Source organism: Nannocystis sp. RBIL2, from assembly GCF_026626745.1.
Lineage (GTDB): Bacteria > Myxococcota_A > Polyangia > Nannocystales > Nannocystaceae > Nannocystis.
Genome location: NZ_JAPNJW010000002.1, coordinates 3135644 through 3158093, shown reverse-complemented (window position 1 = coordinate 3158093; position 22450 = coordinate 3135644). Strand labels below are relative to the sequence as shown.

At 73.7% G+C, this 22450-nt stretch carries 14 protein-coding genes; 9 read left to right on the top strand and 5 right to left on the bottom strand.

Translation table 11 applies throughout. The annotated features are described in order from the left end of the window. Positions 1–337: 337 nt before the first annotated feature. The 5 genes from OV090_RS37690 to OV090_RS37670 all read left to right on the top strand — a co-directional run bounded on the left by OV090_RS37690 (position 338) and on the right by OV090_RS37670 (position 6696). Positions 338–3262, top strand: coding sequence for a serine/threonine-protein kinase (locus tag OV090_RS37690; RefSeq protein WP_267709571.1), 2925 nt, complete (start codon positions 338–340; stop codon positions 3260–3262). Positions 3263–3312: 50 nt separating this feature from the next. Further along, entirely contained in the window at positions 3313–3528 is a 216-nt protein-coding gene (locus tag OV090_RS37685; protein ID WP_267709570.1) for a hypothetical protein, read from the top strand. Positions 3529–3598: 70 nt separating this feature from the next. Then, a complete protein-coding gene (locus tag OV090_RS37680; protein ID WP_267709569.1) occupies positions 3599–4534 on the top strand; it encodes a hypothetical protein in 936 nt (311 codons plus the stop codon). A 114-nt stretch (positions 4535–4648) separates the two neighbouring features. Continuing rightward, positions 4649–5116, top strand: a complete 468-nt coding sequence (locus OV090_RS37675; RefSeq protein ID WP_267709568.1) for a hypothetical protein — start codon at positions 4649–4651, stop codon at positions 5114–5116. Positions 5117–5343: 227 nt separating this feature from the next. Next, positions 5344–6696: a hypothetical protein gene (locus OV090_RS37670; RefSeq protein ID WP_267709567.1), complete on the top strand. Its 1353-nt coding sequence runs from the start codon at positions 5344–5346 to the stop codon at positions 6694–6696. A gap of 232 nt (positions 6697–6928) precedes the next feature. On the opposite strand, the gene OV090_RS37665 is transcribed toward OV090_RS37670, so the two are convergent. Both OV090_RS37665 and OV090_RS37660 read right to left on the bottom strand, forming a co-directional pair. Beyond that, the gene (locus OV090_RS37665; protein ID WP_267709566.1) at positions 6929–8914 is read right to left on the bottom strand and encodes a BRCT domain-containing protein; all 1986 of its coding nucleotides are present in this window, start codon (positions 8912–8914) and stop codon (positions 6929–6931) included. A gap of 226 nt (positions 8915–9140) precedes the next feature. Further along, a complete protein-coding gene (locus OV090_RS37660) occupies positions 9141–10289 on the bottom strand; it encodes a serine/threonine-protein kinase (protein WP_267709565.1) in 1149 nt (382 codons plus the stop codon). A gap of 387 nt (positions 10290–10676) precedes the next feature. Here OV090_RS37660 and OV090_RS37655 point away from each other — a divergent pair, with 387 nt between their 5' ends. The 3 genes from OV090_RS37655 to OV090_RS37645 all read left to right on the top strand — a co-directional run bounded on the left by OV090_RS37655 (position 10677) and on the right by OV090_RS37645 (position 17125). Continuing rightward, complete coding sequence (locus tag OV090_RS37655; protein ID WP_267709564.1) at positions 10677–13565, top strand: serine/threonine-protein kinase; 2889 nt, start codon at positions 10677–10679, stop codon at positions 13563–13565. Positions 13566–14018: 453 nt separating this feature from the next. After that, a complete protein-coding gene (locus tag OV090_RS37650; protein ID WP_267709562.1) occupies positions 14019–15878 on the top strand; it encodes an ABC transporter ATP-binding protein in 1860 nt (619 codons plus the stop codon). Further along, the gene (locus tag OV090_RS37645; protein WP_267709561.1) at positions 15875–17125 is read left to right on the top strand and encodes a hypothetical protein; all 1251 of its coding nucleotides are present in this window, start codon (positions 15875–15877) and stop codon (positions 17123–17125) included. The genes OV090_RS37650 and OV090_RS37645 overlap by 4 nt, the downstream gene beginning before the upstream one ends. Here OV090_RS37645 and coaA read toward each other — a convergent pair. Further along, the gene (gene coaA / locus OV090_RS37640; protein WP_267709560.1) at positions 17122–18063 is read right to left on the bottom strand and encodes a type I pantothenate kinase; all 942 of its coding nucleotides are present in this window, start codon (positions 18061–18063) and stop codon (positions 17122–17124) included. The genes OV090_RS37645 and coaA overlap by 4 nt on opposite strands. A 579-nt stretch (positions 18064–18642) precedes the next feature. Here coaA and OV090_RS37635 point away from each other — a divergent pair. Then, positions 18643–20193 carry a benzoate-CoA ligase family protein gene (locus tag OV090_RS37635; protein WP_267709559.1) on the top strand — a complete coding sequence of 517 codons (1551 nt, stop codon included), beginning with the start codon at positions 18643–18645 and terminating at the stop codon, positions 20191–20193. Positions 20194–20450: 257 nt separating this feature from the next. Here OV090_RS37635 and OV090_RS37630 read toward each other — a convergent pair whose 3' ends face one another. Together OV090_RS37630 and OV090_RS37625 are read right to left on the bottom strand one after the other, a co-directional pair. Beyond that, positions 20451–21542, bottom strand: coding sequence for a CehA/McbA family metallohydrolase (locus OV090_RS37630; RefSeq protein ID WP_267709558.1), 1092 nt, complete (start codon positions 21540–21542; stop codon positions 20451–20453). A gap of 163 nt (positions 21543–21705) precedes the next feature. Next, complete coding sequence (locus OV090_RS37625) at positions 21706–22425, bottom strand: hypothetical protein (RefSeq protein ID WP_267709556.1); 720 nt, start codon at positions 22423–22425, stop codon at positions 21706–21708. Positions 22426–22450 lie beyond the last annotated feature (25 nt).

Sequence of the window (22450 nt, the reverse complement as noted above, 5' to 3'; positions counted from 1 at the left end):
CAGGGGGCGCGAGTCAACGAGAAAGCCGCCGGCAGACCGGGTGAAGACCGGTCTTCGTCTGGGGCCTGGCGGCGGACGGCTTCACCTGCGTCACGGCTCCGGGGCGCGCCGAGGTGCGCCGGGAAGGCTCGCCCGGGGCTTATAGAAGTCCGCTTGATGGGGTTTGCGCGAGAACGCGCGGGCCGATGGGGGGAATCGGCGGCAAGTCCGCCTGTGAGGATGTTTCTCTCGTTCCGATCGGGGTCGGATCACGTAACGGCGTGAATGTTGGTATTGTGATTTCAGCTTCGTGCGCAGTCTCATGTCTTCCCTCGACGCCACCCCCAACTCAGCGCGGATGCGCACGGACCCCGACAGGAGCCGGGATTCGGGGGATTTCGAGGCGATCGGGGGCAGCAGCGAGGGCGGGGACTTCGGGCGGATGTACGTCGACGCCGCGCGTGGGGCGGTCGCCTACGAGGCGGCGACGCGGGCGGTGGAGGCCGAGCTCGAGCCGTTCCGCGCCGGGCGCTACGTGATCATGAAGCACCTGGGGCACGGGGCGATGGGCAACGTGTTCCTCGCCTACGACCCCGATCTCGATCGCAAGGTCGCGGTCAAGATGTTGCGCGAGTCGTCGCGCGCGCTGGTCCCGGCGTCGCTGGTGCGCGAGGCCAAGGCGATGGCGCGGCTGACCCACACCAACGTGGTCGGCGTGTTCGACGTCGGCGTGTGCGACCGCGGCGTCTACGTCGCCATGGAGCTGGTCGAGGGCGTGACCCTTCGGGCATGGCTCAAAGAACAGGCGCGAGGCTGGCGCGAGGTCCTGGCGCTGTTCGTCCAGGCCGGCAGCGGCCTGGCGGCGGCGCACGAGGCCGGCCTCGTGCACCACGACTTCAAGCCCGACAACGTGCTGGTCGGCGCGCGCGGGCGGGCCATGGTCAGCGACTTCGGCCTGGCGCGCGTGCACGAGGTCGCCAGCGCCGACGTGAGCGGCGAGATCAGCGACGCCGGGGCCACGCGGCGCGGCAGCGGCGGGGCCAGCGACGGCAGCTCGACGGTCGCCTCGAGCCGCGGGCCGGTCGGCACCCTGGCGTACATGGCGCCCGAGCGGCTCAAGCTGCAGCCGTCCGACGCCCGCTCCGATCAGTTCAGCTTCTGCGTCGCGCTGTACGAGGGCGTGTACGGCCGGCGGCCGTTCGTCGGCGAGGACGCGGCGGCGCTGCGGCGCGCGCTGCTGCAGGACCGGCCGCAGGATCCGCCGAAGGGCTCGGTGGTGCCGCCGAAGCTGTGGAAGGTGCTGCGCCGCGGGCTCGCGCGCGACCCGGCGGCCCGCTATCCGACCATGGACGCGCTGCTGGCCGAGCTGTCGGCGATCGCCGCCGAGCGGCCGATGCGGTCGTGGCAGTGGGCGCTGGCGGCCGGCTCGTTCGTGGGTGTCCTCGGGGGCATGTCCTGGTGGGCAGCTCCGGTCGACCGCTGCGGCGCGGCCGGCGAGGCGCTGGCGGCCGCGTGGACGCCCGAGGTGCGCGGCGGGCTGCAGGCCAAGTTCGCCGGCGCGGCCGGGCGGTGGGCGCGGGTCGAGTCGGCGCTCGACGACTACGTGACCGGCTGGCAGGTCCGGCGCGAGGCGGTGTGCGCGGGGGCCCGGCAGGCCGACGCGGCGGCCTCGGAGGAGCTGCGGGCGCGGGCGACCTGCCTCGAGCACCCGCGCATGCGCTTCACGGCGCTGGTCGAGCTGCTCGCCAGCTCGTCGCGGGTCGACGTCGACGACGCGGCGCGGGCCGCCGCGCAGCTGCCGGCGCTGGCCGACTGCGACGACCGGCAGATGCTCGCGCTCGGCCTGCGCCCGCCGGACGCGCACGAGCGGCCGCGGGTGACCGCGCTGCGGGTCGGGCTCGAGCGGGCCCGCGTGCGCGAGGTGTCCGGCGAGTACGCGCAGAGCCTGGCGATGGCCGAGGAGGCGGTCGGGGCGGCGCGTGGGCTCGACTACCCGCCGGTGCTGGCCGAGGCGCTGTACCAGCGCGGCCGCGTCGAGCACTACCTCGGGCGCAGCGAGGCCGCGGTGGCCAGCCTGAGCGAGGCGGTCGACCTGGCCGAGGCCAGCCGGCACGAGGTGCTGGTCGCCGAGGTGTGGCAGTACCTGGTCGAGGTCGGCGCGCTGCACTGGCGCTCGGGCCTGCCGGTGCTCGAGTGGGTCCGGCGCGCGCGGGCCAGCGCCGAGCGGCTCGGGCGGCCCGCCGCCGACAGCCGGGCGCGGGCGCTGCAGGCCGAGGGCCTGGTCGCGCGCGGGCGCCAGCAGCCGCGCGCCGCCGAGGCCGCGTTCCGCAAGGCGCTGTCACTTTGGGCCCAGAGCCCGGCCCCCGACGCGGTGGCGATCGCCAAGCTCAAGCTCAACCTCGCCACCGCGCTGGTCGACCAGGGGCGCGGCGACGACGCTGCGGTGCTGTACGTCGAGGCCGAGCAGGGCTTCGTCGCCGCCCTCGGGCCGCGCCACCCGTACGTGCTGGTCGCGCTGTACAACCTCGGCCTGCTCGAGGAGCAGCGCGGCCGCCTCGACGCCGCGCGAGCGGCCTGCGAGCGCGCGCTGGCGGTCGCGCGATATGTCTTCGGGGACAGCCACGGGAAGGTCCTCGAGCTGCACCTCGCGCTGGCCCGCGTCGACCTTTACGAGGGCCTGGCCTCCTCGGCGCTGGCCCACGGCGAGGCCGCGCGGGCCATCTTCGACGCCACCGGCAGCGCCGACGACGGCGTGTTCGCGGTGCTCGGCGAGGCCCACGTGCTGCTCGGCAACTACGCCGAGGCGCTGGCGGCCGCCGAGCGCGAGCTGACCCTGGCCGCCGCGCTGCACGGGCCAGGCGGCGAGGTCGTCGCGCGGGCCCACGCCAAGGCCGGCGAGGCGCTGCTCGGCCTGCACCAGCCCGACGAGGCCGAGGCGCGGTTCGTCCAGGCCCAGGCGCTGCTGTCTCGCATCGACGACGCCGACGGCGACGCCCAGGGCTTCGTGCTCAAGGGCATCGGTCAGGCCCGGCTGATCCGGGGCGACCACGCCGGCGCCGCCCAGGCGCTGCGCCAGGCCTCGGCCGTGTGGGCCAGCGCCGGCAGCGACTTCCGCGAGGTCGCCGACACGCAGTGGTGCCTCGCCGAGGCCCTCGCGGCGCTCGGCGAGACCGGAGCCGCGGCCGAGCGCCGCGCCGCCGCCGATCGCTTCTACGCCCGCTTCGGCGAGGCCGGGGCGCGCCGCGCCGCCGAGCTGGCCGGCTGGCTCCGTCCGCCTTCCTGACTTAACCTATCCCAAAGAACATGTCCCGAACAACCTGTCTGGAGGTACTTATGTCTCGCACCGTCACTCTCGCTCTCGCCGCCCTCGCCCTCACCGCCGTGTCCGGTTGCGACGAGGTGGTCCAACGCGTCGCCGCGACCCAGGCAGGGCCGACCACGCTCCGCGACGACGCGGGCCCGATGGAGGGCAACTGCAGCGATTGCGCCACTCGCGCCAAGTTCCGCGCCCGGCCGCCGGCGGGCATCAACGCCCCGCCGTCGCTGTGATCGCGCGCGCAGGTCCGCTGCGCTGTCGTCTGCTGGTACAATCGTCGTCCCGCTCGAGAGGAGGCCCGCCGTGTTGCAAGGTCGCTACACCCCGTTTGTCCGTTTTCGCCTCCCTGACGGGCGCACCGCCCAGGTCGCCGCCGGCGGTCTGATCGGCCGCGCATCGACGGCGGAGCTGCGGATCGAGAGCCCGGAGGTGTCGGAGGCGCACGCGTTCATCAGCATGCGCGGCCGGCATTTGCAGATCCTGTCGCTGCGGCGCTGGATCATCCTCGACGGCGAGCGCAAGTCGTCGATCATCCTCGCGCCGGGCCAGCGGATCCGGCTGTCGCAGAACGTGACGCTCGACGTCGAGGCGGTCGAGCTGCCGGACCGGGTGATGGTGCTGTACGGCGACGGCCAGGAGCAGTGCACCCTCAGCGAGTCGGTCTATTCGATCGTGACAGCGAACAGCGGGCCGTCGCAGACCCCGAGCTACAAGCTGCACCCCGAGTATCTGCCGGGGGCCGAGGCGTACATCTGGGGCACCTCGGACGGCTTCACCCTGCGGGTCGGCGACCGCGAGCCGGTCGAGCTGGCGGCCGGCACGTCGTGGGAGCTGCGCGGGCATCACTTCGCGGTGCAGGCGAGGCCGCTGGGCGACGGGGCGCTGAGCACCCGCAGCATCGGCCAGAACGACCCGCCGCTGACCATCGTCGCCCGCTACGACACCGTCTACGTGCGCATGCCCGGGCGGCCCGAGTGCGTGATCGCGGGCCTGCTGGCGCGGATCGTCAGCGAGCTGGCGACCATCAATCGCCTCGTCTCGTGGGAGGCCGTGGCGCGCGAGATCTGGGGCGACGAGACCGACCGCGGCATCATGCGGCAGAACTGGGACCGCAACCTGCGGCGGCTGCGGGCGCAATTGCGGGAGGCCGGGATCCGCCCCGACCTGGTGCGGCCCGACGGCAAGGGCAACGTCGAGCTGTACTTGCTGCCGCAGGACACCGTGGTCGACGAGAGCTGAACCGGGCCCGGTGGTGGTGATCGGCCGCGGTCGGCCACCGGATGGTCGGTGGTCCGCGGCCGGCCGATACGACGAGCGACAGAGCCCGGCGCGCGTGCGTCGGCAGGAGGGGCCATGTGGACACGGGCGTCGTGGGTGGCACTATCGTTGGCGGTGGCGGGGTGCGACGACGTACTCTCGAGCGGCGGCGTGGCCACCGCGACGCCGCTGTTCACCAGCATCACCGCCGGCGACCTGCGGGAGCTGGAGCGCGGTGAATCGGTGCTCGTCGAGCTCGACGGCGATTATCCGGTCGTCTTCGAGTTCGACGGTCGCCGCGGCGCCCTCGACTTCGGGCGCATCGACATCGCCACGCCGGAGGAGGGGCTGGTGCCGCTGCAGGTCTGGCTCGAGGCGCTGGTGTCGGCCCGCGGCCTCGGCTTCGCCGAGCTGTCGCGCGGCCGGTTTCGCCTGGCCAACGACCCTTCGGCGGCGGCGCTGGGCATCGGCGTCTCCGGTCGCTGCGACGACGGCCAAATCATCGAACTCGACGGGGTTGTCGCGGTGCTGTTCCTGGCCGACGCGTCGTGCCGAGCGTTCTGATGGACTCCATGAGTTGTGTTGTCGCAGACCGCTGAATCCGTCATCGGTCTACTCGAGCGGACGCTCACGTCGGTGGACGTCCCCAGTCGCTGTCATGTGCGCACGGTTCAGCGCAGGATGCAGCCGCTGTCTTTCAGCAGAAAGCTCGGGTTTTTCGGATGCGTTATTTTCGCAGTTTTCCCGGTTTGTTCCTCCTGGCCGCGCTGTCTGGTTGTTCCGGCGACGTAGTGCAGGGTTCTGACACCGACGGTACGACGACGGATACGTCCTCGACCACGGAGCAGGACACCTCGACGGGGGTGCCCACGACGACCGCGCCGACGACGACGATCGATCCGTCGACGACGACGACCACGGTCGACCCCACCGATTCGACGACGACGACGACGACGGGAGAGACCACCGATACGTCGACGACGACCACCACCGGGGAGACGACGGAGACGACGACGACGACCACGGGCGAGACGACCGACACGTCGACGACGACCACCGATTCGACGACCACCGATTCGACGACGACCACCACCGATACGGACACCGAGACGACCGCGCCGGGCAGCTGCGGCGACGGCATCCTCGACGCCGGTGAGGATTGCGATCAGGACAACCTCGGGGGCAAGGACTGCGCCAGCCTCGGCTTCGGCGGCGGCACCCTGGCGTGCGGCGACGATTGCACCTTCGATACCAGCCTGTGCGTGCTGGAGTCGTGCGGCAACGGCCAGCTCGACGAGAACGAGAGCTGCGACGGGGCCGACCTCGACGGCGAGAGCTGCCAATCGCAGGGCTTCGCCGGCGGCACCCTGGCCTGCAGCGACACCTGCAAAGGCTTCGACCTCGCCGGCTGCACCAGCTGCGGCGACGATCAGAAGCAGGACGGCGAGACCTGCGACGGGGCCGACCTCGACGGCGAGAGCTGCCAGTCGCAGGGCTTCGGCGGCGGCACTCTGGCCTGCGCGGCCGACTGCGGCGGCTTCGACGTGTCGCAGTGCGACCCGTGCGGCAACGACCAGATCGACGACGACGAGACCTGCGACGGCGCGGCGCTGGCCAACCAGACCTGCGAGTCGCTCGGCTTCGGCGGCGGGACGCTGACCTGCAGCGCCACCTGCGACGCGTTCGACACCTCGCAGTGCGACAGCTGCGGCAACGACGAGCTCGACCCCGGCGAGACCTGCGACGGGGCGGCGCTCGACGGCGCCACCTGCGAGTCGCTCGGCTTCGACGGCGGGACGCTGGCCTGCGCTGCCGACAGCTGCGGCGCGTTCGACACCTCGGGCTGCGTCGGCTGCGGCAACGACAAGCTCGACGGCGACGAGCCGTGCGACGGGAGCGAGCTCGACGGCGAGACCTGCGAGACCCAGGGCTTCTTCGGCGGCACCCTCGCCTGCACCGAGCAATGCGACGACTTCGACCTGTCGCAGTGCAACGATTGCGGCAACAACCAGATCGACGCCGACGAGACCTGCGACGGCAGCGACCTCGGCGGTGCGACCTGCGAGAGCCAGGGCTTCGGCGGCGGCACCCTGACCTGCGCCACCGGCTGCGGCGCGTTCGACACGACGGCCTGCACCGAGTGAGTGACGCGGTGCTACGAAGGTAGCGAGGCGACGGCGTGACGCGTCGTCGCCTCGTCCGCGTTCGTCACGACGGCCTGCATCGATTGCGCAGGACGACACGGAAATCACGAGGCGACGGCGCAGTGCGTGGCCGCCTCGTCCGCGTTCGGCACGACGGCCTGCACCGAGCGAATCGAGTGACGCCAAAATAACGAGGCGACGGTGTGACGCGTCGTCGCCTCGTGCGCGGCGATCAGAAGCCGGTGCCGGACAGCACCGGCTCGCTGGAAGGCAGGCCGAGCTCGGCGGCGTCGCTGCCGGCGTGGTGCCACTTCGGCGCGGCGAGGACCTCGGCGCTGGCGAGGCGCTCGCGCAGCTCGGCGGCCGCGTCGATCTTGGCCAGGCGCGCGCTCAGCTCGGACGGGACCAGCTCGCGGCCGGGGACGCCACGCCGCGCCGACTCGTGGTGGGCGAGGACCTGCAGGCCGCCCAGCAGGCCGGTGAGCACGCCGGAGAGGCTGTAGCGCCAGCTGAAGCGCGACAGCTCGGCGGGGCCGAACTCGTCGCCGGTCTGGGTGAGCGGGCGCGACTCCTGCAACTCGAGGCGGGCGTGGACGGCCGCGTCGCGCAGGTCGAGCACCTGGCGCAGGGCGTCGGCGAAGGGCCGCGTGGCGAGCACGCCCGCGGCGCGGCGGGCGTTGCTCGGGAGGGTGCCGACAGGTCCGCCGGCAAAGTGCGCGAGCGGGCCGATCGCGCGCGCGAGCTCGTCGAAGCGCGCCGACAGGTCGGCGACGACCAGCGGCCCTTCGGCCTCGCGCAGGCGCTCGTAGGCGTCGCGGCCGGCCAGCGCCTTCGTCCACTTCTGCGGCAGCCAGGCGACGGTGCCCTCGTCGAGGCGCACGCGCACGAACTCGCGGCCGGTGAACTCGGCGTTGCGCGAGTCCGGGACCTCGTGCAGGCCGAGCGCCTCGCCGCGGCCGCCCTCGGAGAAGTACTCGAACTCGACGCGCGTGCCGGCGACGATCGGCGTGGGGGCGACCGGCTTGGCCCGGAAGCGCGTGACCGCGGCCTCCTGCGTGGCGTACGAGACGTAGCGGTTGGCCTTGAAGCAGCGCGGCCAGTACGGCACGAAGCCGCTGGCCATGGCGGCGCGGAAGTACTCGGGCAGCGACGAGGCGGCGGTGATGCCCTCGGCGCCCTCGGCGGCGGAGGCGAAGATGATCGACGCGTCGCGCGGGCTGCTGCCGCGCGGGGCCTTGCGCGCGCGGACCAACCAGGTGTTGCCCTCGGCGGTGATCGCGTCGAGCAGCATGGCCTCCTGGTCGTCGCCGAAGTTCATGTAGTGCTGGTCGTCGCCGGTGAACTGGGTCCACTGAGTCACCGACGGGACGCGGATGCAGCCCTCGCCGGGCGGCTCGATGAAGCGCCACTCGATGCGAAAGCCGTCGATCTCCGCGTAGAGGTCGACGAGGTCCTGCGGGACCCGGAGCGCGCGCAGCTGGTCGAGCTTGGCCTTGCCCGCCTTGCGACCGAGCTCGGCGACGGTGACCGTGATGTCGGGGCGGGCGCGCAGCTGGTCGAGGAAGGCGCGCAGCTCGGCGACGACGCGGGTCATCTCGGTGGCGTTCGCGGCGTCCTCGGCGGCCTTGCGCGCGAGCTTGTCGTCGGCGCCGGCGAGCAGGCCGCCGCCGATCCCCGCGGCGGTCAGCAGCGCGACCATCTCGGCCTCGGTCATCAGGGCGACGCCGCGGCCGCGCGCCGCCTCGAGCTTGGAGCCGGCGTCGTCGCCGTAGATCAGGATGTCGGTCGACTTGCCGACGCTGCTGCCGACTGTGGCGCCCGCCTCGGCCAGCAGGCGCGCCGCCTCGGCGCGCTTCATCAGAGTGAAGGTGCCGGTCAACACGACTGTCTTGCCGCTGAGGCCCGGGCAGGAGACTGCGGTGGCGCTTGCGGGCGTACTCGCGGGGGCGCTCGCGGGGGCGGCAGGGGCGGCGGCCGGCGCCGCGGACAGCAGCAGCTTGAGCGCCGCTTCGTCGCGGACCTCGACGCCGAGAGTGCGCGCCTTGGCGAGCTTCGACCCGGCGCGCTCGCCGACGAACAGCACGTGCGTCGCCTTGGTGACGCCGGAGCCGATCGTCACGCCGAGCCGGGCCAGCGCGGCCTCGGCCTCGGCGCGGTCGAGGTCGCTGAACTTGCCGGTGAGCACCACTGTCTTGCCGATCAGGTCCTGAGCCTTCATCCCGCCGACCTTCGCACGAAGAGAGAGCGCGCGGAAGCAAGCCCCGAGGCGCGCGGTATCACGCGGGCAAGGCGGCCGCGCCGTTCCACTCGGCGGCAGCCTGACCTGAAACGACTGCTCTCCGGGCATTCGACGCCGAGGATGCCCATCGTCACTGCGCCGGGATTGGGACGAAGAGGACCCGCCTGCAGTGAATGCCAGCGACCGGAGCGTCGCCTCGTCCGCGTCACAGCGCCGGGAACACTGCGAGGAGGAACACGCCGAGCAGCAGGGTGGCGATCACTGCCCAGCGCAGGCCGCCGGCGATCGAGTCGCGCAGGCGGGCGCCGAGGCCGAAGGCCACCAGCGGCAGCCAGGTGAAACTCAGCGCGACCAGGTCGGACTCCGAGAAGTTGTCGAACAGAAACCCGTACAACAGCATCGCCGCGGCCCCGCCGGTGTACAGCGGGACCTTGTAGACCAGGGCCGGCAACGACCTGGCCTGAGGGACAGGTAGCGCTGGTTCGCGGCGCGCGAGCGCCTCGCCGTCGAGCACGGCCAGGACGTCGCGGGCCGCGGCGAACCGCTGGCCGACGGCCGGCTCGAGCATGCCGTCGAGGGCCCGCGTCAGCCGCTCGGGCAGGCCGGGGCACGCGCGGCGCACGTCGACCTTGCTGGTGGACGGATCGAGCGGCAGCTCGTCGGGCTGGCGGTGGGTGAGGACGACGACCATCGTCATCGCCAGCGCGTACAGATCGGAGGCCGGCCGCGCCTTGCCCAGCACCTGCTCGAGCGGGAAAAAGCCGAACGTGCCGACGCTGGTCGAGCCGATCTCGGAGTCGCGGCGGGCCCGGTCCTGGATGGCGCCGAAGTCGATGAGCATCGGCTCGCCCGCAGCGGTGACGACGATGTTGCCCGGCTTGATGTCGCGGTGGACGACCGGCGGCTGGAGGTCGTGCAGGTAGGCCAGCACGCCGAGCAGCTTGCGCAGCAGCGCCTCGGCCTCGCTGGCGGTCATGCGCGCGCCGCCGGTCACGCGCGCGGCCAGAGAGGCGCCGTCGACGTGGTCCTGCGCGAGCACGAGCGAGACGTCGTCGCCGAGGCCGGCGAGGTCGGTCGGGTCGACTGCCCGGACGCCGTCGGTGGCGAAGAACTCGTGGCAGCGCGGGATGTTGGGGTGCGCGAGCGAGGCGAGCACCCGGGCCTCGCGCTCGAACAGCTCCATGGCCTTCCAGTCGCCCATGCGCGCGACCCGGAGTTGCTTGAGCACGACCCGCCGGCCGTCGTCCGCAGTCGCCACGAACGCGAGCCCGAAGCCGCCCTCGCCGAGCCGCTCGCCCACGACGTAGGCCGACCTCAGGCCGACGACCCGCTCGCCCGCGGTGAACTCCGCCATGCCCGTCATGGTACGCGAGTCGGCGCCGGCGATCGACGCGGGGCGAGCGCCGTGCGAGGCGTGCCGCGCTTGCGGTCCGAACTGCCCCGGGATCGATCTCTCCCAATCGACCCGCCGACGCGGCGCGAGCCGACGGGCTCGCGCTCGCTCACCGCGCAGCATCAGGTGTTTGTATGGACATGGTCAAAAGGACATATGATTTCTCGCCGCGGCGCGACCCGTCGAAAGCGCCGCGCTCGCGCCTCTCGGCGGTGATGCTGCGACGTCTCGTCGCGCCGGCGCTCGCGCGGGAGGTCGCCCGGGCATCGCTGAGGTTGACCGGGGCGCCCACGCTCTTCACCTTTGGACTCGGAGCGACCAGGGATCGGCCGCGGGAGCGGCGCCGAGATGCGCAACAAGAGACGCAAAGAGCACGATGGTACGTCGGGCTCGACCGTCTACGACAGCGGTGGCGACTGGCCGTCGGTGGAGCGGACGGTCCCCGGCGATTCGTACGGCGGAGGGGCCCTGCCGCCGCGGATCGGTCGATTCCACATCCATGGCCGCCTCGGCGAGGGCGGAATGGGGGTGGTGTATTCCGGCTTCGACGGCGAGCTCGGGCGCTCGGTGGCCATCAAGCTGATGCGCGCGGCGCTCGACACGGACATCGAGGCGCGCCCGCGACTGTTGCGCGAGGCGCAGGCCCTCGCGCGCCTGTCGCATCCGAACGTAGTTCAGATCTTCGAGGTCGGTCACCACGAGGGCCGATTGTTCGTGGCGATGGAGTTCGTCGACGGTAAGACGCTGCACGCGTGGCTGCGCGGGCCCGACGGGCCGCGGACGTGGCGGCAGATCCTCGACGTGTTCAGCGCCGCCGGCCGCGGACTGGCGGCGGCCCACGAGGTCGGCCTGGTCCACCGCGACTTCAAGCCGAGCAACGTGATGATCGGCTTCGACGGTCGCGTGCGCGTCCTCGACTTCGGCCTGGTGGGTTCGCTCGCCGACGACGCGCCCAGCCCGTCGTCGTCGTCGTCGTCGCAATCGCTGCACGACGTGCCGAACCCGCCGGTGCTCCAGACGCCGTTGACGATGACCGGCGACATCCTCGGTACGCCGGCGTACATGGCGCCCGAGCAGTACAACGGCCGCCGCTGCGACGCCCGGGCCGATCAGTTCAGCTTCTGCGTGGCGCTGTACGAGGCGCTCTACGGGGTGCGACCGTTCGCGGGCACCAGCGCGTGGGACGCTCTCGAGGCCAGCGAGCGCGGCGAGATCCGCCCGCCGCCGGCGGACTCGCGGGTGCCGGCGTGGCTGCACGCGGCGGTGGTGCGCGGCCTGTCGCCGGACCCGGCCGCGCGGTGGCCGTCGATGACCGCGCTGCTCGCCGAGCTCGACCGCGACCGCGACGGACCGGCCCGCATGCGCACGACGATCGCGGTGGCGCTGGCGACCCTCGTGCTCGGCGTGTGGCTGAGCGCGGTGCGAGGTCCGGGCCCGGCCGAGCGCTGTGACGCCGAAGTGGCCGCCGATCTCGAGGACGTGTGGGACGAGCAGACCGCCGCCGCGCTGGCGCCGGCGGTCCACACCCAGGTGCTGGCGCTGGTCGAGAAGTGGAAGGAGGCGCGGCGCGATCTGTGCCGCGGCCGCCTGAGCGGCCTGCTGTCCGACGAGATGCTCTATCGGGGCTCGCGCTGCCTGACGACGCACCGTCAATTCTTGCTGCGCCTGGCGACCGCGCTCGCCCACGGTCAGACCGACCTCGAGTGGCGCGAGCTGCCGTCGCCGGCGAAGTTCGCCGGGTGCGTCCGCAGCTTCGATCGCGCCGAGACGGCGATGAACGCGGTCGTGATGGATCCCGGGGCGCTGCGGCGGATCGAGGACGAGCTGGCGGAGGCCGAGGTCGCGTGGCTCGCCGGTCACTACCGCGACAGCGAGGCGCTGGCGACCGCGGCGGTCCGCGACGCCAACGAGCTCGGCCATCCGCCCACCGTGGCGCTCGCGCTCTACCATCTGTCGCGCGCGCAGGATTCAGGACCGCGGGCGGCCCTCGCCGGCGCGACCCTGGCCGAGGCCGACCTCCTGGCGGTCGCGTACGACCTGCCCGATCTCGCCGCCGACGTCGCGTTGCGTCGGCTCCGCTTCGCGGTCTATCAGAGCAAGCACCCGCACGACGGCTGGGTCTGGTACGACGTGCTGCGCGGGCGACTGGCCCGCGTCGGCGCGGAGGGCGATCCGCGCGAGGTGGAGGCCCACGATTACCTCGGCCTGGTCGCCCTCGCCGAGGATGACTTGCCGCTGGCGGAGGAGGAGTTCCTCAAGGCCCTCGCGGGTCGCGCCGGCGAGTGGCCGCTGCTGCGCACGCCGGCGCTGATGGGGCTCGGGCGCATGTTCTTCCTCCGCGGCGACTTCACGTCGGCCCAGGAGCAGTTCGCGGAGGCGCGCGGGATCGTCGAGGCGGAGCTCGGGCCCGCTCACCCGCGGCTCGTGCCGGCGCTGCTCAACCACATCGACGCGCTGCTGAAGCTGAAGCTCGTCGACGAGGCCGAAGCCGCGGCGAGTCTGGCGCTAGCGATCGCCGGGGCTCAGCCCGGCTCGCCGCTCCTGTCGCTGGCGCAGTTCTTCGCCGCGCGGGTGGCCGAGGCGCGCGGCGACTTCGGCGGCGCGCTGGCGCTGGCGGAGAGCGCCCGCAACGCGATGCGCGTCGAGGGGCGCACGGCCAATCAGCGCCTGTATCGCCCGGAGGTCCTCGACCTCGTCGCCCGTGTGTCCTACGAGACAGGTGGTGCGAGGGCCGCGATCGCGCCCTACCTCGAGCTGCTCGGCGCGCCCGAGGGCCACGATCCGTCCTACGGCCCGATCCTGGCCCACGCCTACACGAGCGCGGCCAGGCTGGCGGAGGAGGCCGGCGCCGACGAGCTGGTGCTCCGCTTCGCCGCCGCCGCGCGCTCGTTCGTCCCCCAAACCCAACCCGCGGAGGCCCCCGCGCTGCTCGTCGACCTGGCGCTCGCCGAGAGCGCGGCGCTGCTGCGACGCGGTCGGACCGGGGCCGCGACTATGATGATTCGCTCGGCCCTCGATTCGTGGCAGGCCAGCGGATCGAGCTCCCACGTGCGGGCCGCGGATCTGCACTACGCGCTGTTCACGGCCCTGCGCGCCGCGTCGCCGGCCGAGGCCCTGCCGCACGCGCTGCGCGCCCGCGAGGCGTACGCGGCCCTGCCGGCGCCGCCGCAAGCGAAGCTGGCGGCGCTCGACGAGTGGCTGCACACCCGGCCCCATCGCCGCGACGATCGCTGGTGAACCGACGATGACCGGGACGAATGCGACGACAGCCCGCCCGCGCGGCGACAGGTCGCGAGCGGCGACGTCGCCGGGCGGCACTCGAATCATCACACCACGGTCCCGCGGATCGCGGCGCTGCGCCGGCGCGAGGGGCCGCGCCGCGGGCGCGAGGGGCCGCGAATGCCACGAGCGTCGCTCGCTCCGAGCGGTCGGCGCCGGGTGGCCTCGGGCCGGCGCAGGCCGCGGCGGACGCCGCGACCGCGGGCCCAACGCGGCGGGGCGAGGCGGGGCGGGCCGCGCCCTTGCGCAATCGCTCGGGTTCGCCCACTCGATCGATATGGAACGATCGGCCCGCGATCGAGCGCCCGCAGCTCGTCGCTCGATTCGTCGCCCCGTCGATTCGGCGTGGTCGCCCGCGAGCGCGCCGGCGCGGCGCTGCTGCGATTGGGCCGACGGCCGCGGAGGCGGAGCATGAGCCTCGCGCCGCTGCGGGCGCTGCTGCTGCGGGCGCTGACGCCGGACGAGCTGCGGCGCGGGCTGTCGGCGTTCGCGGTCGAGGACGGCGGGCTGCGGGCGCGGCTGCCCGGGCCCGAGGTCGGCTTCGAGGGGCTGGTCGACGCGGCCCTCGCGGCGCTGGACGGGCCGCTGCTCGGGCGCTTCCTCGTCTACCTGGCGGCCTCGCGGCCGGAGCTGGCCGGCGAGCTGCGCCACGTCGCGGCGCAGCTCGGGGTGAGCGAGCCGGAGGCGTTCGCGGTGGCGAGCCTGCTGTCGGCCCACCGCGACGCCGCGGCGGCGCGCAAGCTGGAGGAGCTCGAGCGCGCCAGCACGACGACGTCCGGGGACCGCCGCGAGCTCAACCTGGCGGTCGCCGACCTGCACCGCTGGCAGCGCGAGGCCGGCGAGCGCGGCGAGGCCAGCGGAGACCGCCGCGTGGCGATCACCCGCCGCTTGACCAACCTCGCCGCGTCGATGAGCGCGCAGGCGTCGAGCGGCAGCCTCGCGGTCGAGGCGGTCGCGGCCCACCCCGACGCGCTGCGCCTGCGCGAGGAGATCGAGGCCCACGTGCGCCGGGCCGACGGCAAGCGCGCCGCGCTGCGCCTGCTCGACCTGGCCGAGCGGTTCGGCGACTCGCAGGTCCGCCGGCGCGCGCTCGAGCTGTCGGCGCGCGCCGGGACATGGCGTACGAGACATGTCTTCAAGGCCAGGCTCGAAGCGAGCGAGCGGCGCGAGTGGCTGGCGCTGCTGCAGGCGATCCTCGCGCTCACCGACGAGATCGTGCGGTCGGCCGCGCCGGGCCCGTTCGAGGGCCTCGGCGAGCACTGGCTGGCGGCCTCGCTCGACGCCGCGGCCCGCACGTCGCTGCACGCCGGGGCGGCGCCGGAGTACGGGCCGCTGGTGCGCTGCGACGGGCTCGCCCTGCGCTACCGCAAGGGCGGCCCGCCGGTGCTCAAGGACGTGTCGCTGACGGTGTTCCCGCGCACCGTGGTGGCGGTGGTCGGCCCCAACGGCGCCGGCAAGACGACCTTCCTGCGGGTCCTGGCCGGCGAGCTGCGGGTCGAGGACGGCATGATCTCGTACCCGCAGCTCGACCCGGCGCTGCCGCGTCACGACGACATCGACTGGCCGGTGGTGCGCTCGCGGATCGCCCACGTGCCGCAGCGCCTGCCGCGGTTCCGCGGCCGCCTCGACGAGTACCTGCACGCGTGGGCCGGCGCCTGCGGGCTGCGCGGCGGCGAGAACGTCGACACCGTCGACTTCTGGCTCGAGCGCCTCGGCCTGGCCCACTGCCGTCAAGTCCGCTGGCGCGAGCTGTCGCGCAGCCTGCAGACCCGCGTCGCCCTGGCGCGCGCGCTGGTCGGCCGGCCGCGCCTGCTGCTGGTCGACGAGCCGCTGGTGGCCCTCGACCCGCGCGCGCAGCAGTGGTTCTTGCAGGACCTGCGCGACATCGTCTCGAGCTCGTCGCTGCGGCTGGCGGCGGTGGTCAGCTCGCAGCACATCCCCGAGCTCGAGGCGATCGCCGACGACGTGGTCGGCCTGCGCGACGACGGCGCGGTGTGGTTCCACGGCGGCGTCCTCGACCTCGAGCAGGCCCGCCGCGGGGCGCTGTTCGAGATCGGCGGCCACCTCGAGGACGCGACGCGCGACCGCCTGACCGCGCAGTTCGGCCCGGGCTGCCTGCGCGAGCGCGAGAGCGTGACGCTGCTCCGCGTCGGCGGCCACGTGTCGCGCCGCGAGGTGCTGGAGCTGCTGTGCGTGCTCGGCGAGCCGCCGGTCTACTTCCGCGACATCAGCGGCTCGCACATGCGCATGTTCTGGGGGGACCGGCCGTGAAGGTGGCGATCCATCGCCTGGTCGACGCGTGGGCGGCGGTCCGCCAGCGACTGCAGCGATACGACCGCGCGGTGCTGGTCCGCCGGCCGGCGCTGCGGCAGACGCGAATCCACTGGATCGCGCCCGCCAGCGCGCTGCTCAGCCTGACCGGGGCGGTGATCGTGAGCCTGCCGCGGGTCGAGGCCGAGGACCCGCTGCGCACCATCGATTCGTTCGTGTGGCCGCTGCTGTTCGTGGCGGTGCTGTTCCTGGTGCTGTGGATCCGCGACCAGACCCGCGCGCTGGTGTCGTTCGCTCCGCTGGCGCGCCGACGGATCGCCGCGCTGGCGCTGCTGCGCCTCGGCTGCGTGGCGGCGATCCTGGGGCCGCCGCTGGTCGTCGACGGCTGCATGCGCGCCCGCGCGGCCCGCATCGCCGCCCACGACGACAACGTCGGCGTGGCCCTGGCGATCGTCGAGGCCGCGGACCATTGCCTCGGCGCCGCGCCGGCGCAAGAGCCAGGCGAGACCGCCGCGGTCGCCAGGCTGCGCGAGCGAGCGTCGCGGCTGATCGAGGCCGCGCGGGCGCGCGGTCACAGCGGACGACCGCCGCGCGGGCCCCGACCGGCGGCGACGCGCAGCGCGGTGTGGATCGAGAAGCACTGCCACGATCCGGCGGCGAGCCCGAGCGAGGACATCGTGCGGATCGAGCGGCTCCACCTGTACGCGGTGGCGCGCGTGTTCCCCCGCCCGCCGCTGCGCGCGCTGCTGTACCTGCTGGCCTGCGCGGCGGTGGTGGTGCCGTTCCTGGCGCTGTGGGAGGACCGCCGCGGCCGCGCCGTCGGCCCGGCGGTGGCGCTCGGCCTGTTCTTCGTGGTCCACACGTCGATGGCGATCGGCTGGGTGCCGGGGACGTGGTCGACGCGCAAGCTGTGGCTGGCGAGCCTGGTCGCGGTGTCGGCGGTGGCCGTGGTCGCCGCGCCGCTGGCCGCGTGGCGACGCGTGCGGCCCGAGTGGTGCCTGCTGGCGTTCGCCACCGCGGTGATCGTCGCGCCGCTGCTGCCGGTGGCGATCGCGTGGGCGACCGCGGTGAGCGCGAGCGCGACGGCCGAGGCGGCGTGCGCCTGCCTGCCGCGGTTCGGGCCGGCCGAGCCGTCAGCCGTCGGCCCGCGCGAGCTGACTGCCTACGCCGCGGGCGTCGGGTTCTGTTGCCTGTACATCGTCGGCATGGGACCGACGATGCACCGGCTGTGGGCCGCGCCGCGCTAGCCGACGCGCAGGCGGACGCGCTGGACGGTGTGGTCGGCGGCCTTCTCGAGGATGAGGTCGGCGCGCTCGCGCGTGGGCGCGATGTTCTGCCGCAGGTTGACGCCGTTGATCGTGTCCCACACGGTGTGCGCGAGCTGCATGGCGCTGGCCTCGGGCATGCTGGCGTACTTGTGGAAGTACGAGTGCGGGTCGCGGAAGGCGGTCTCGCGCAGGCGACGGAACCGCTGGAAGAACCACTCGCGGATCGCGGCCTCCTCGGCGTCGACGTAGATCGAGAAGTCGAAGTAATCGGAGATGTAGACGCCCTTGCGACCGGTGGCGTGGGCGCCTCGCTGCAAGACGTTGAGGCCCTCGACGATCAGGATGTCGGGCCGGCGCACGTGCTGCCGCTCGTCGGGGACGATGTCGTAGAACAGGTGCGAATAGACGGGGGCCGAGACCTCCTCGGCGCCCTCGCGCACGTCGGCGACGAAGCGCATGAGGCCGCGCAGGTCGTAGCTCTCGGGGAAGCCCTTCCGCTGGAGGATCCCCCGCGCCTCGAGGGTGGCGTTGGGGAACAGGAAGCCGTCGGTGGTGACGAGGTCGACCCGCGGGTGCTCGGGCCAGCGCGAGAGGATGGTCTGCAGCACGCGCCCCGCGGTGCTCTTGCCGACGGCGACGCTGCCGGCCAAACCGAGGATGAACGGCGAGGCGTGGTCAGGACCGGTGCGGCCGAGGAAGGTCTGAGTGACCCGCCGGAGCTCGCGCAGCGCAGCGAAGCGGAGATTCAATAGACGCGTGACCGGGAGCCAGATCGCCTGGACCTCGTCCAGCGACAGGCGCTCGGTGATGCCCCGCAGCGCGTCGAGGTCGGCCTCGCTGAGCGTCAGCGGGGTCTGCTCGCGCAGCCGCGCCCACGCGTCGCGGTCGAAGGTGGCGAAGGGGGCCCTCGAGGTCATTTTCCGCAGTCTCGCACACGCGCGCCCGCGGCCTGGGTGAGCGAGTTCACGCGGCCGGGGGTGGTCAAACGCGGCCGGTCGGCCCCCGCGGCGGCGAGGCATTCTCGGCGACGACCGCGAATGCGCATATCGATCGATTCGCCGCACCGCCGATTCGTAGGAGCCGCCGGGAGAGCGTGCGAACGGCGAGCGTCGCTCGTCGGCGGTCCACGAACTGCGCTCGCGACGTCGGCGGCTCGGGCGGGACGCCGACGCCTGCGTCCGCTGGCGCCTGCCCGTTCGGTCGCTCCGGAGGCGACGGCCGCGAGGTCGCGCGACGTCCTGCACGGTCGAGCGCGGGCGTCGGCTCTCATCGCGGCGCTCCGCGAGGGCGGCCGGGTCCGCGCTTCAGGGTCGATGCGCTCCGCGAGGGCGGCCGGGTCCACGACTCATCGCCGAGGGCGCCCGCGTGGCTCGCCGTGCCGCGGTGCATCGGCGAGGCGCTGCGACGGCCGCCGGTTCGTGATTCGTGCCGAGGCGCTCGCGCGGGGGTCCTCGGGCGGTCCTGACGCCGCGCCGGCGGCCTGGTACGATCGGGCGATGGTCGGGAGCTTCCCGCGCGAGTACAACGCTGCAGTCGACCTCATCGAGCGCAACCTGGCGCGCGGCCTCGGCGACAAGATCGCCTACGTCGACGCGTTCGGGCCGGTGACCTACGCGGCGCTGGCCGAGCGGGTCGACCGGGCGGGCGACCTGCTGCGCGGGCTGGGGGTGCAGATCGAGCAGCGCGTCCTGCTGGTGCTGCTGGACACGGTCGACTTCGTGGCGGTGTTCCTCGGGGCGATCAAGATCGGCGCGGTGCCGGTGCCGGTCAACACGCTGCTGGCGCCGGCCGACTACGAGCACCTGCTGCGCGACAGCCGGGCGCGGGTGCTGGTGGTCAGCGACGCGCTGCTGCCGAAGCTCCGCGAGGCGCGGGCGCGCAGCCCGTGGCTGACCGCGACCGTGGTGGCCGACAGCCCCGAGGGCGGGCCCGACGACGGTCACCCGCGGCTCGGCGCGCTGCTCGAGCGGGCGGCGCCGGAGGTCGCGGCGGCGGCGACGGGGCCCGACGACGTGGCGTTCTGGCTGTACTCGTCGGGTTCGACCGGGAAGCCGAAGGCGGCGGTCCACCTGCACGCGCACCTGCGGCGTACCGCCGAGCTGTACGCCGGCGCGGTGCTCGGCATGCGTGAGGACGACGTGGTGCTGTCGGCGGCCAAGCTGTTCTTCGCCTACGGCCTCGGCAACGCGCTGACGTTCCCGCTGGCGTTCGGGGCCACCGCGGTGCTGCTGAACGAGCGGCCGACGCCGGCGGCGGTGTTCCGCGCGCTGCAGCAGCGCGCGTGCACGGTCTTCTGCGGGGTGCCGACGCTGTTCGCGTCGATGCTGGCCGACGCCGCCCACGCCGAGGTGCGATTGCCGGCGCTGCGGATCAGCACCTCGGCCGGCGAGGCGCTGCCGCGCCACGTCGGCCAGCGCTGGCGGGCCCGCTTCGGCAGCGACATCCTCGACGGCATCGGCTCGACCGAGATGCTGCACATCTTCCTGTCCAATCGGCCAGGTGACGTCCGCTACGGCACCACCGGCCTGCCGGTCCCCGGCTACGAGCTGCGCCTCCTCGACGACGACGGGGCGGCGATCGCCGGCGCTGCCGAGGGCGCGCTGTGGGTGAACGGCCCGACCGCCGCGGCCGCGTACTTCAACGACCGCGAGCGCAGCCTGCAGACCTTCCACGGCCCGTGGACCCGCACCGGCGACCGCTACGCCCGCGACGCCGACGGCTATTACACCTACTGCGGGCGCGCCGACGACATGCTCAAGGTCGGCGGGATCTGGGTCTCGCCGTTCGAGGTCGAGTCGGCGCTGGCCGCCCACCCGGCCGTGCTCGAGGCCGCGATCGTCGGTCACGCCGACGCCGACGAGCTGGTCAAGCCGAAGGCGTTCGTGGTCGCGCGCGAGCCGGCCGTGGCCGGGCCGGAGCTCGCGGCCGAGCTGCAGCGGTTCGTCAAGGACCGCCTGGCGCCCTACAAGTACCCGCGCTGGATCGAGTTCGTCGCCGAGCTGCCGAAGACCGCGACCGGCAAGATCCAGCGGTTCCGCCTGCGCTGAGCGGGCGGACCCGGCGCCATGGCGAAACGGACATGTGGAAGAGGACATGTCGTAATGGACATTATGAATGAGACATGTCCTCCAGGACACCCATCGACTCGGGCGACCTGGGCGTCGCCGAGGCGCTCGAGCGCCTCGGAGGGTCCTTCTTGTCGAGCGGCTGAGAGCGACCGCCGGTCGAGCGTGAACGTAGCGAGGCGGGCGGCGAGCGCCGGTCGAGCGTGACAGCGCCCGAGCACCGACGCGGCGACCCCGGGTCAGCGGAAGTACACCGGGTTGGTCAGCGCCAGCGGCTTGCGCCCGCGGTGCAGCTCGGCCCGCACGAACTCGCCCGGACGCACGCGCAGGCGCAGCCGCACGGTCGTGTCGGGGCCGGCGAGCTCGCGCGTGAACAGCTCGCCGGCCGGGCCGAGCAGGCGGACGCGAGCTCCCGCGCCCGCGAGCACCCGCAGCTTTAGAAAGATCTCCGTGCGGCCGGCCAGCTCGACCGTGTCCCCGGGCCGCGCGCCGTCGTCGACCGCGAGCACGACCCGGGGCGCGTCGCGGTCGTCGACCAGCAGGACGTGGCCGGCGCGCAGACCGGCGAGCACGTCGGCCGCGCCGCAGGTGGGGGCGGTGACGCGATTGAGCGGGCGCCGATGGTGGCGCAGCCAGGCGCCGGGGTGGAGGTCGGTGCCGGCGACTGCGACGAGTCGCTCGCCGCGGGCCAGGCGATCGTGCCACCAGCGCACGGCCTGGCGATTGCGAATCACCACACTGTCGAGGCCCCACACCTCGACGCCGTCGGCCCCGAAGGTGTCGTCGGGCCAGGTGCGGAACGGGACCCGCGGATGGGCGATGATCACGAGGCCGCCGTGGCGGTGCGTCTCGGCGACCATGCGGCGGAAATCGTCGGCGACGACGCGGGTGCGCCACGCGGGCGGGAGGATGGCGTCGGCGGGCCGGTCGAGCGCGAGGCCGATCTGCAGGGCGTGGCCGCGGCGGGTCGTCCACTCCATGCCTGGGATCACTGTCAGCGGGGCGGTCGCCACTGCGGGGTCGAAGCCGGCGTGCGGGCTGTTGTGATCGGTGACGACGATGGCGTCGACGCCGTCGCCGTGAAACGCCGCGATCGCGGCCCGCAGGCCGGCCGGATCGTAGGCGAGTGATTCGTTGGCGGCGGTCGGCGCGTGGCTGTAGCGATCGGAGACCAGGGTGTGGACGTGGTTGACGACCAGGCAGTCGTGCGGCGGCGCCGGAGCTTCGGCGGGCCCGGTCAGCTCGACGACGCGATCGTGGGCGCTCGGGTAGCGACCGGCGCACGCGGCCTGGCCGAGCAGCAGCGCGGAGGCGAGGGCGAGCGCGCGCATGGCGTGGCGAACCTATCACGCGCGGGCGCCGAACCTGGCAGCGACGGAGCGGCCGGCGACGCCTTGCGAGATGGGCGCCGGCAGAGCGGCGGCCGTCGCGGCTCGCGGCGGGTGCGCGGGCACTTCGTTCGGAGGGAGCGCTCGGCGAGCCGGCCTGCAGCGCTCAGCGCGAGGAGCACGGGGGATCGTCGGCGGCCTCGCTCTGCGCCAGGCCGACGCCGTCGTCGCGGTAGTAAGCGCGATGGGCGGGGCGATACGTGGCGACGATTCGTAGCTCGAGGGGGCCGGCTCCGGGTGGCACGAACCGGTGCAGGTGGAGCCCGCGGAGCTCGTGATCGAGGCACGCGAGGGAGCGATCGCCCGCGGCGCCGTCGACGGCGATCCACTCCGGCGCCCCGGAGGCCTGCAATCGAACGAGCAGCGCGAGCCCGCTGCGAATGCAGCGATCGCGGCGCAAGCTGGCGTCCATGCATTTTTTAAAGGCCTCGGTGTTTTGATCGATCTGGGCGAGGAGCGCGGCTGATTCGCGCCCTCCGCCATCGATGCGGGCGCGCACGCGGAAGCTCGCGGGGACCCGCGTCATCGTACAGGGGCGCTGTTGCGGGCACGGCTCGTTTGGCGCCGCTTCGACCAGCGGGCCGTCCACGAGCGTCTCTCCGAGCCGCCGCGAGGGCGGGCGCGTCGTCGTCGGGGCCGGCTCCGGAGCGAGCTCGGCCGCCTCGATCGGCGCCGACCGGGGCAGCGGCGCCGCCAGCACTGCGTCGACGTCGGGCGAAGACGATGCTGAATCGCGCCCGCCCGGCCTGCACGCGGCGGCGACGGCGAGGCCCAGCAGGCAGCGCACGAGGGACGGCCACGACGCCGCGCGGGCGCGAGGACTCATGAAGACGCGGGCGCTTCCGGCTTCG

Excerpts from the sequence above, each read along its gene's own strand:
- OV090_RS37690 (WP_267709571.1), top strand. The coding sequence starts at position 338 with ATGCGCACGGACCCCGACAGGAGCCGGGATTCGGGGGATTTCGAGGCG.
- OV090_RS37685 (WP_267709570.1), top strand. The coding sequence starts at position 3,313 with ATGTCTCGCACCGTCACTCTCGCTCTCGCCGCCCTCGCCCTCACCGCC.
- OV090_RS37675 (WP_267709568.1), top strand. The coding sequence starts at position 4,649 with ATGTGGACACGGGCGTCGTGGGTGGCACTATCGTTGGCGGTGGCGGGG.
- OV090_RS37665 (WP_267709566.1), bottom strand. The coding sequence starts at position 8,914 with ATGAAGGCTCAGGACCTGATCGGCAAGACAGTGGTGCTCACCGGCAAG.
- OV090_RS37660 (WP_267709565.1), bottom strand. The coding sequence starts at position 10,289 with ATGGCGGAGTTCACCGCGGGCGAGCGGGTCGTCGGCCTGAGGTCGGCC.
- OV090_RS37655 (WP_267709564.1), top strand. The coding sequence starts at position 10,677 with ATGCGCAACAAGAGACGCAAAGAGCACGATGGTACGTCGGGCTCGACC.
- OV090_RS37650 (WP_267709562.1), top strand. The coding sequence starts at position 14,019 with ATGAGCCTCGCGCCGCTGCGGGCGCTGCTGCTGCGGGCGCTGACGCCG.
- coaA (WP_267709560.1), bottom strand. The coding sequence starts at position 18,063 with ATGACCTCGAGGGCCCCCTTCGCCACCTTCGACCGCGACGCGTGGGCG.
- OV090_RS37635 (WP_267709559.1), top strand. The coding sequence starts at position 18,643 with ATGGTCGGGAGCTTCCCGCGCGAGTACAACGCTGCAGTCGACCTCATC.
- OV090_RS37630 (WP_267709558.1), bottom strand. The coding sequence starts at position 21,542 with ATGCGCGCGCTCGCCCTCGCCTCCGCGCTGCTGCTCGGCCAGGCCGCG.
- OV090_RS37625 (WP_267709556.1), bottom strand. The coding sequence starts at position 22,425 with ATGAGTCCTCGCGCCCGCGCGGCGTCGTGGCCGTCCCTCGTGCGCTGC.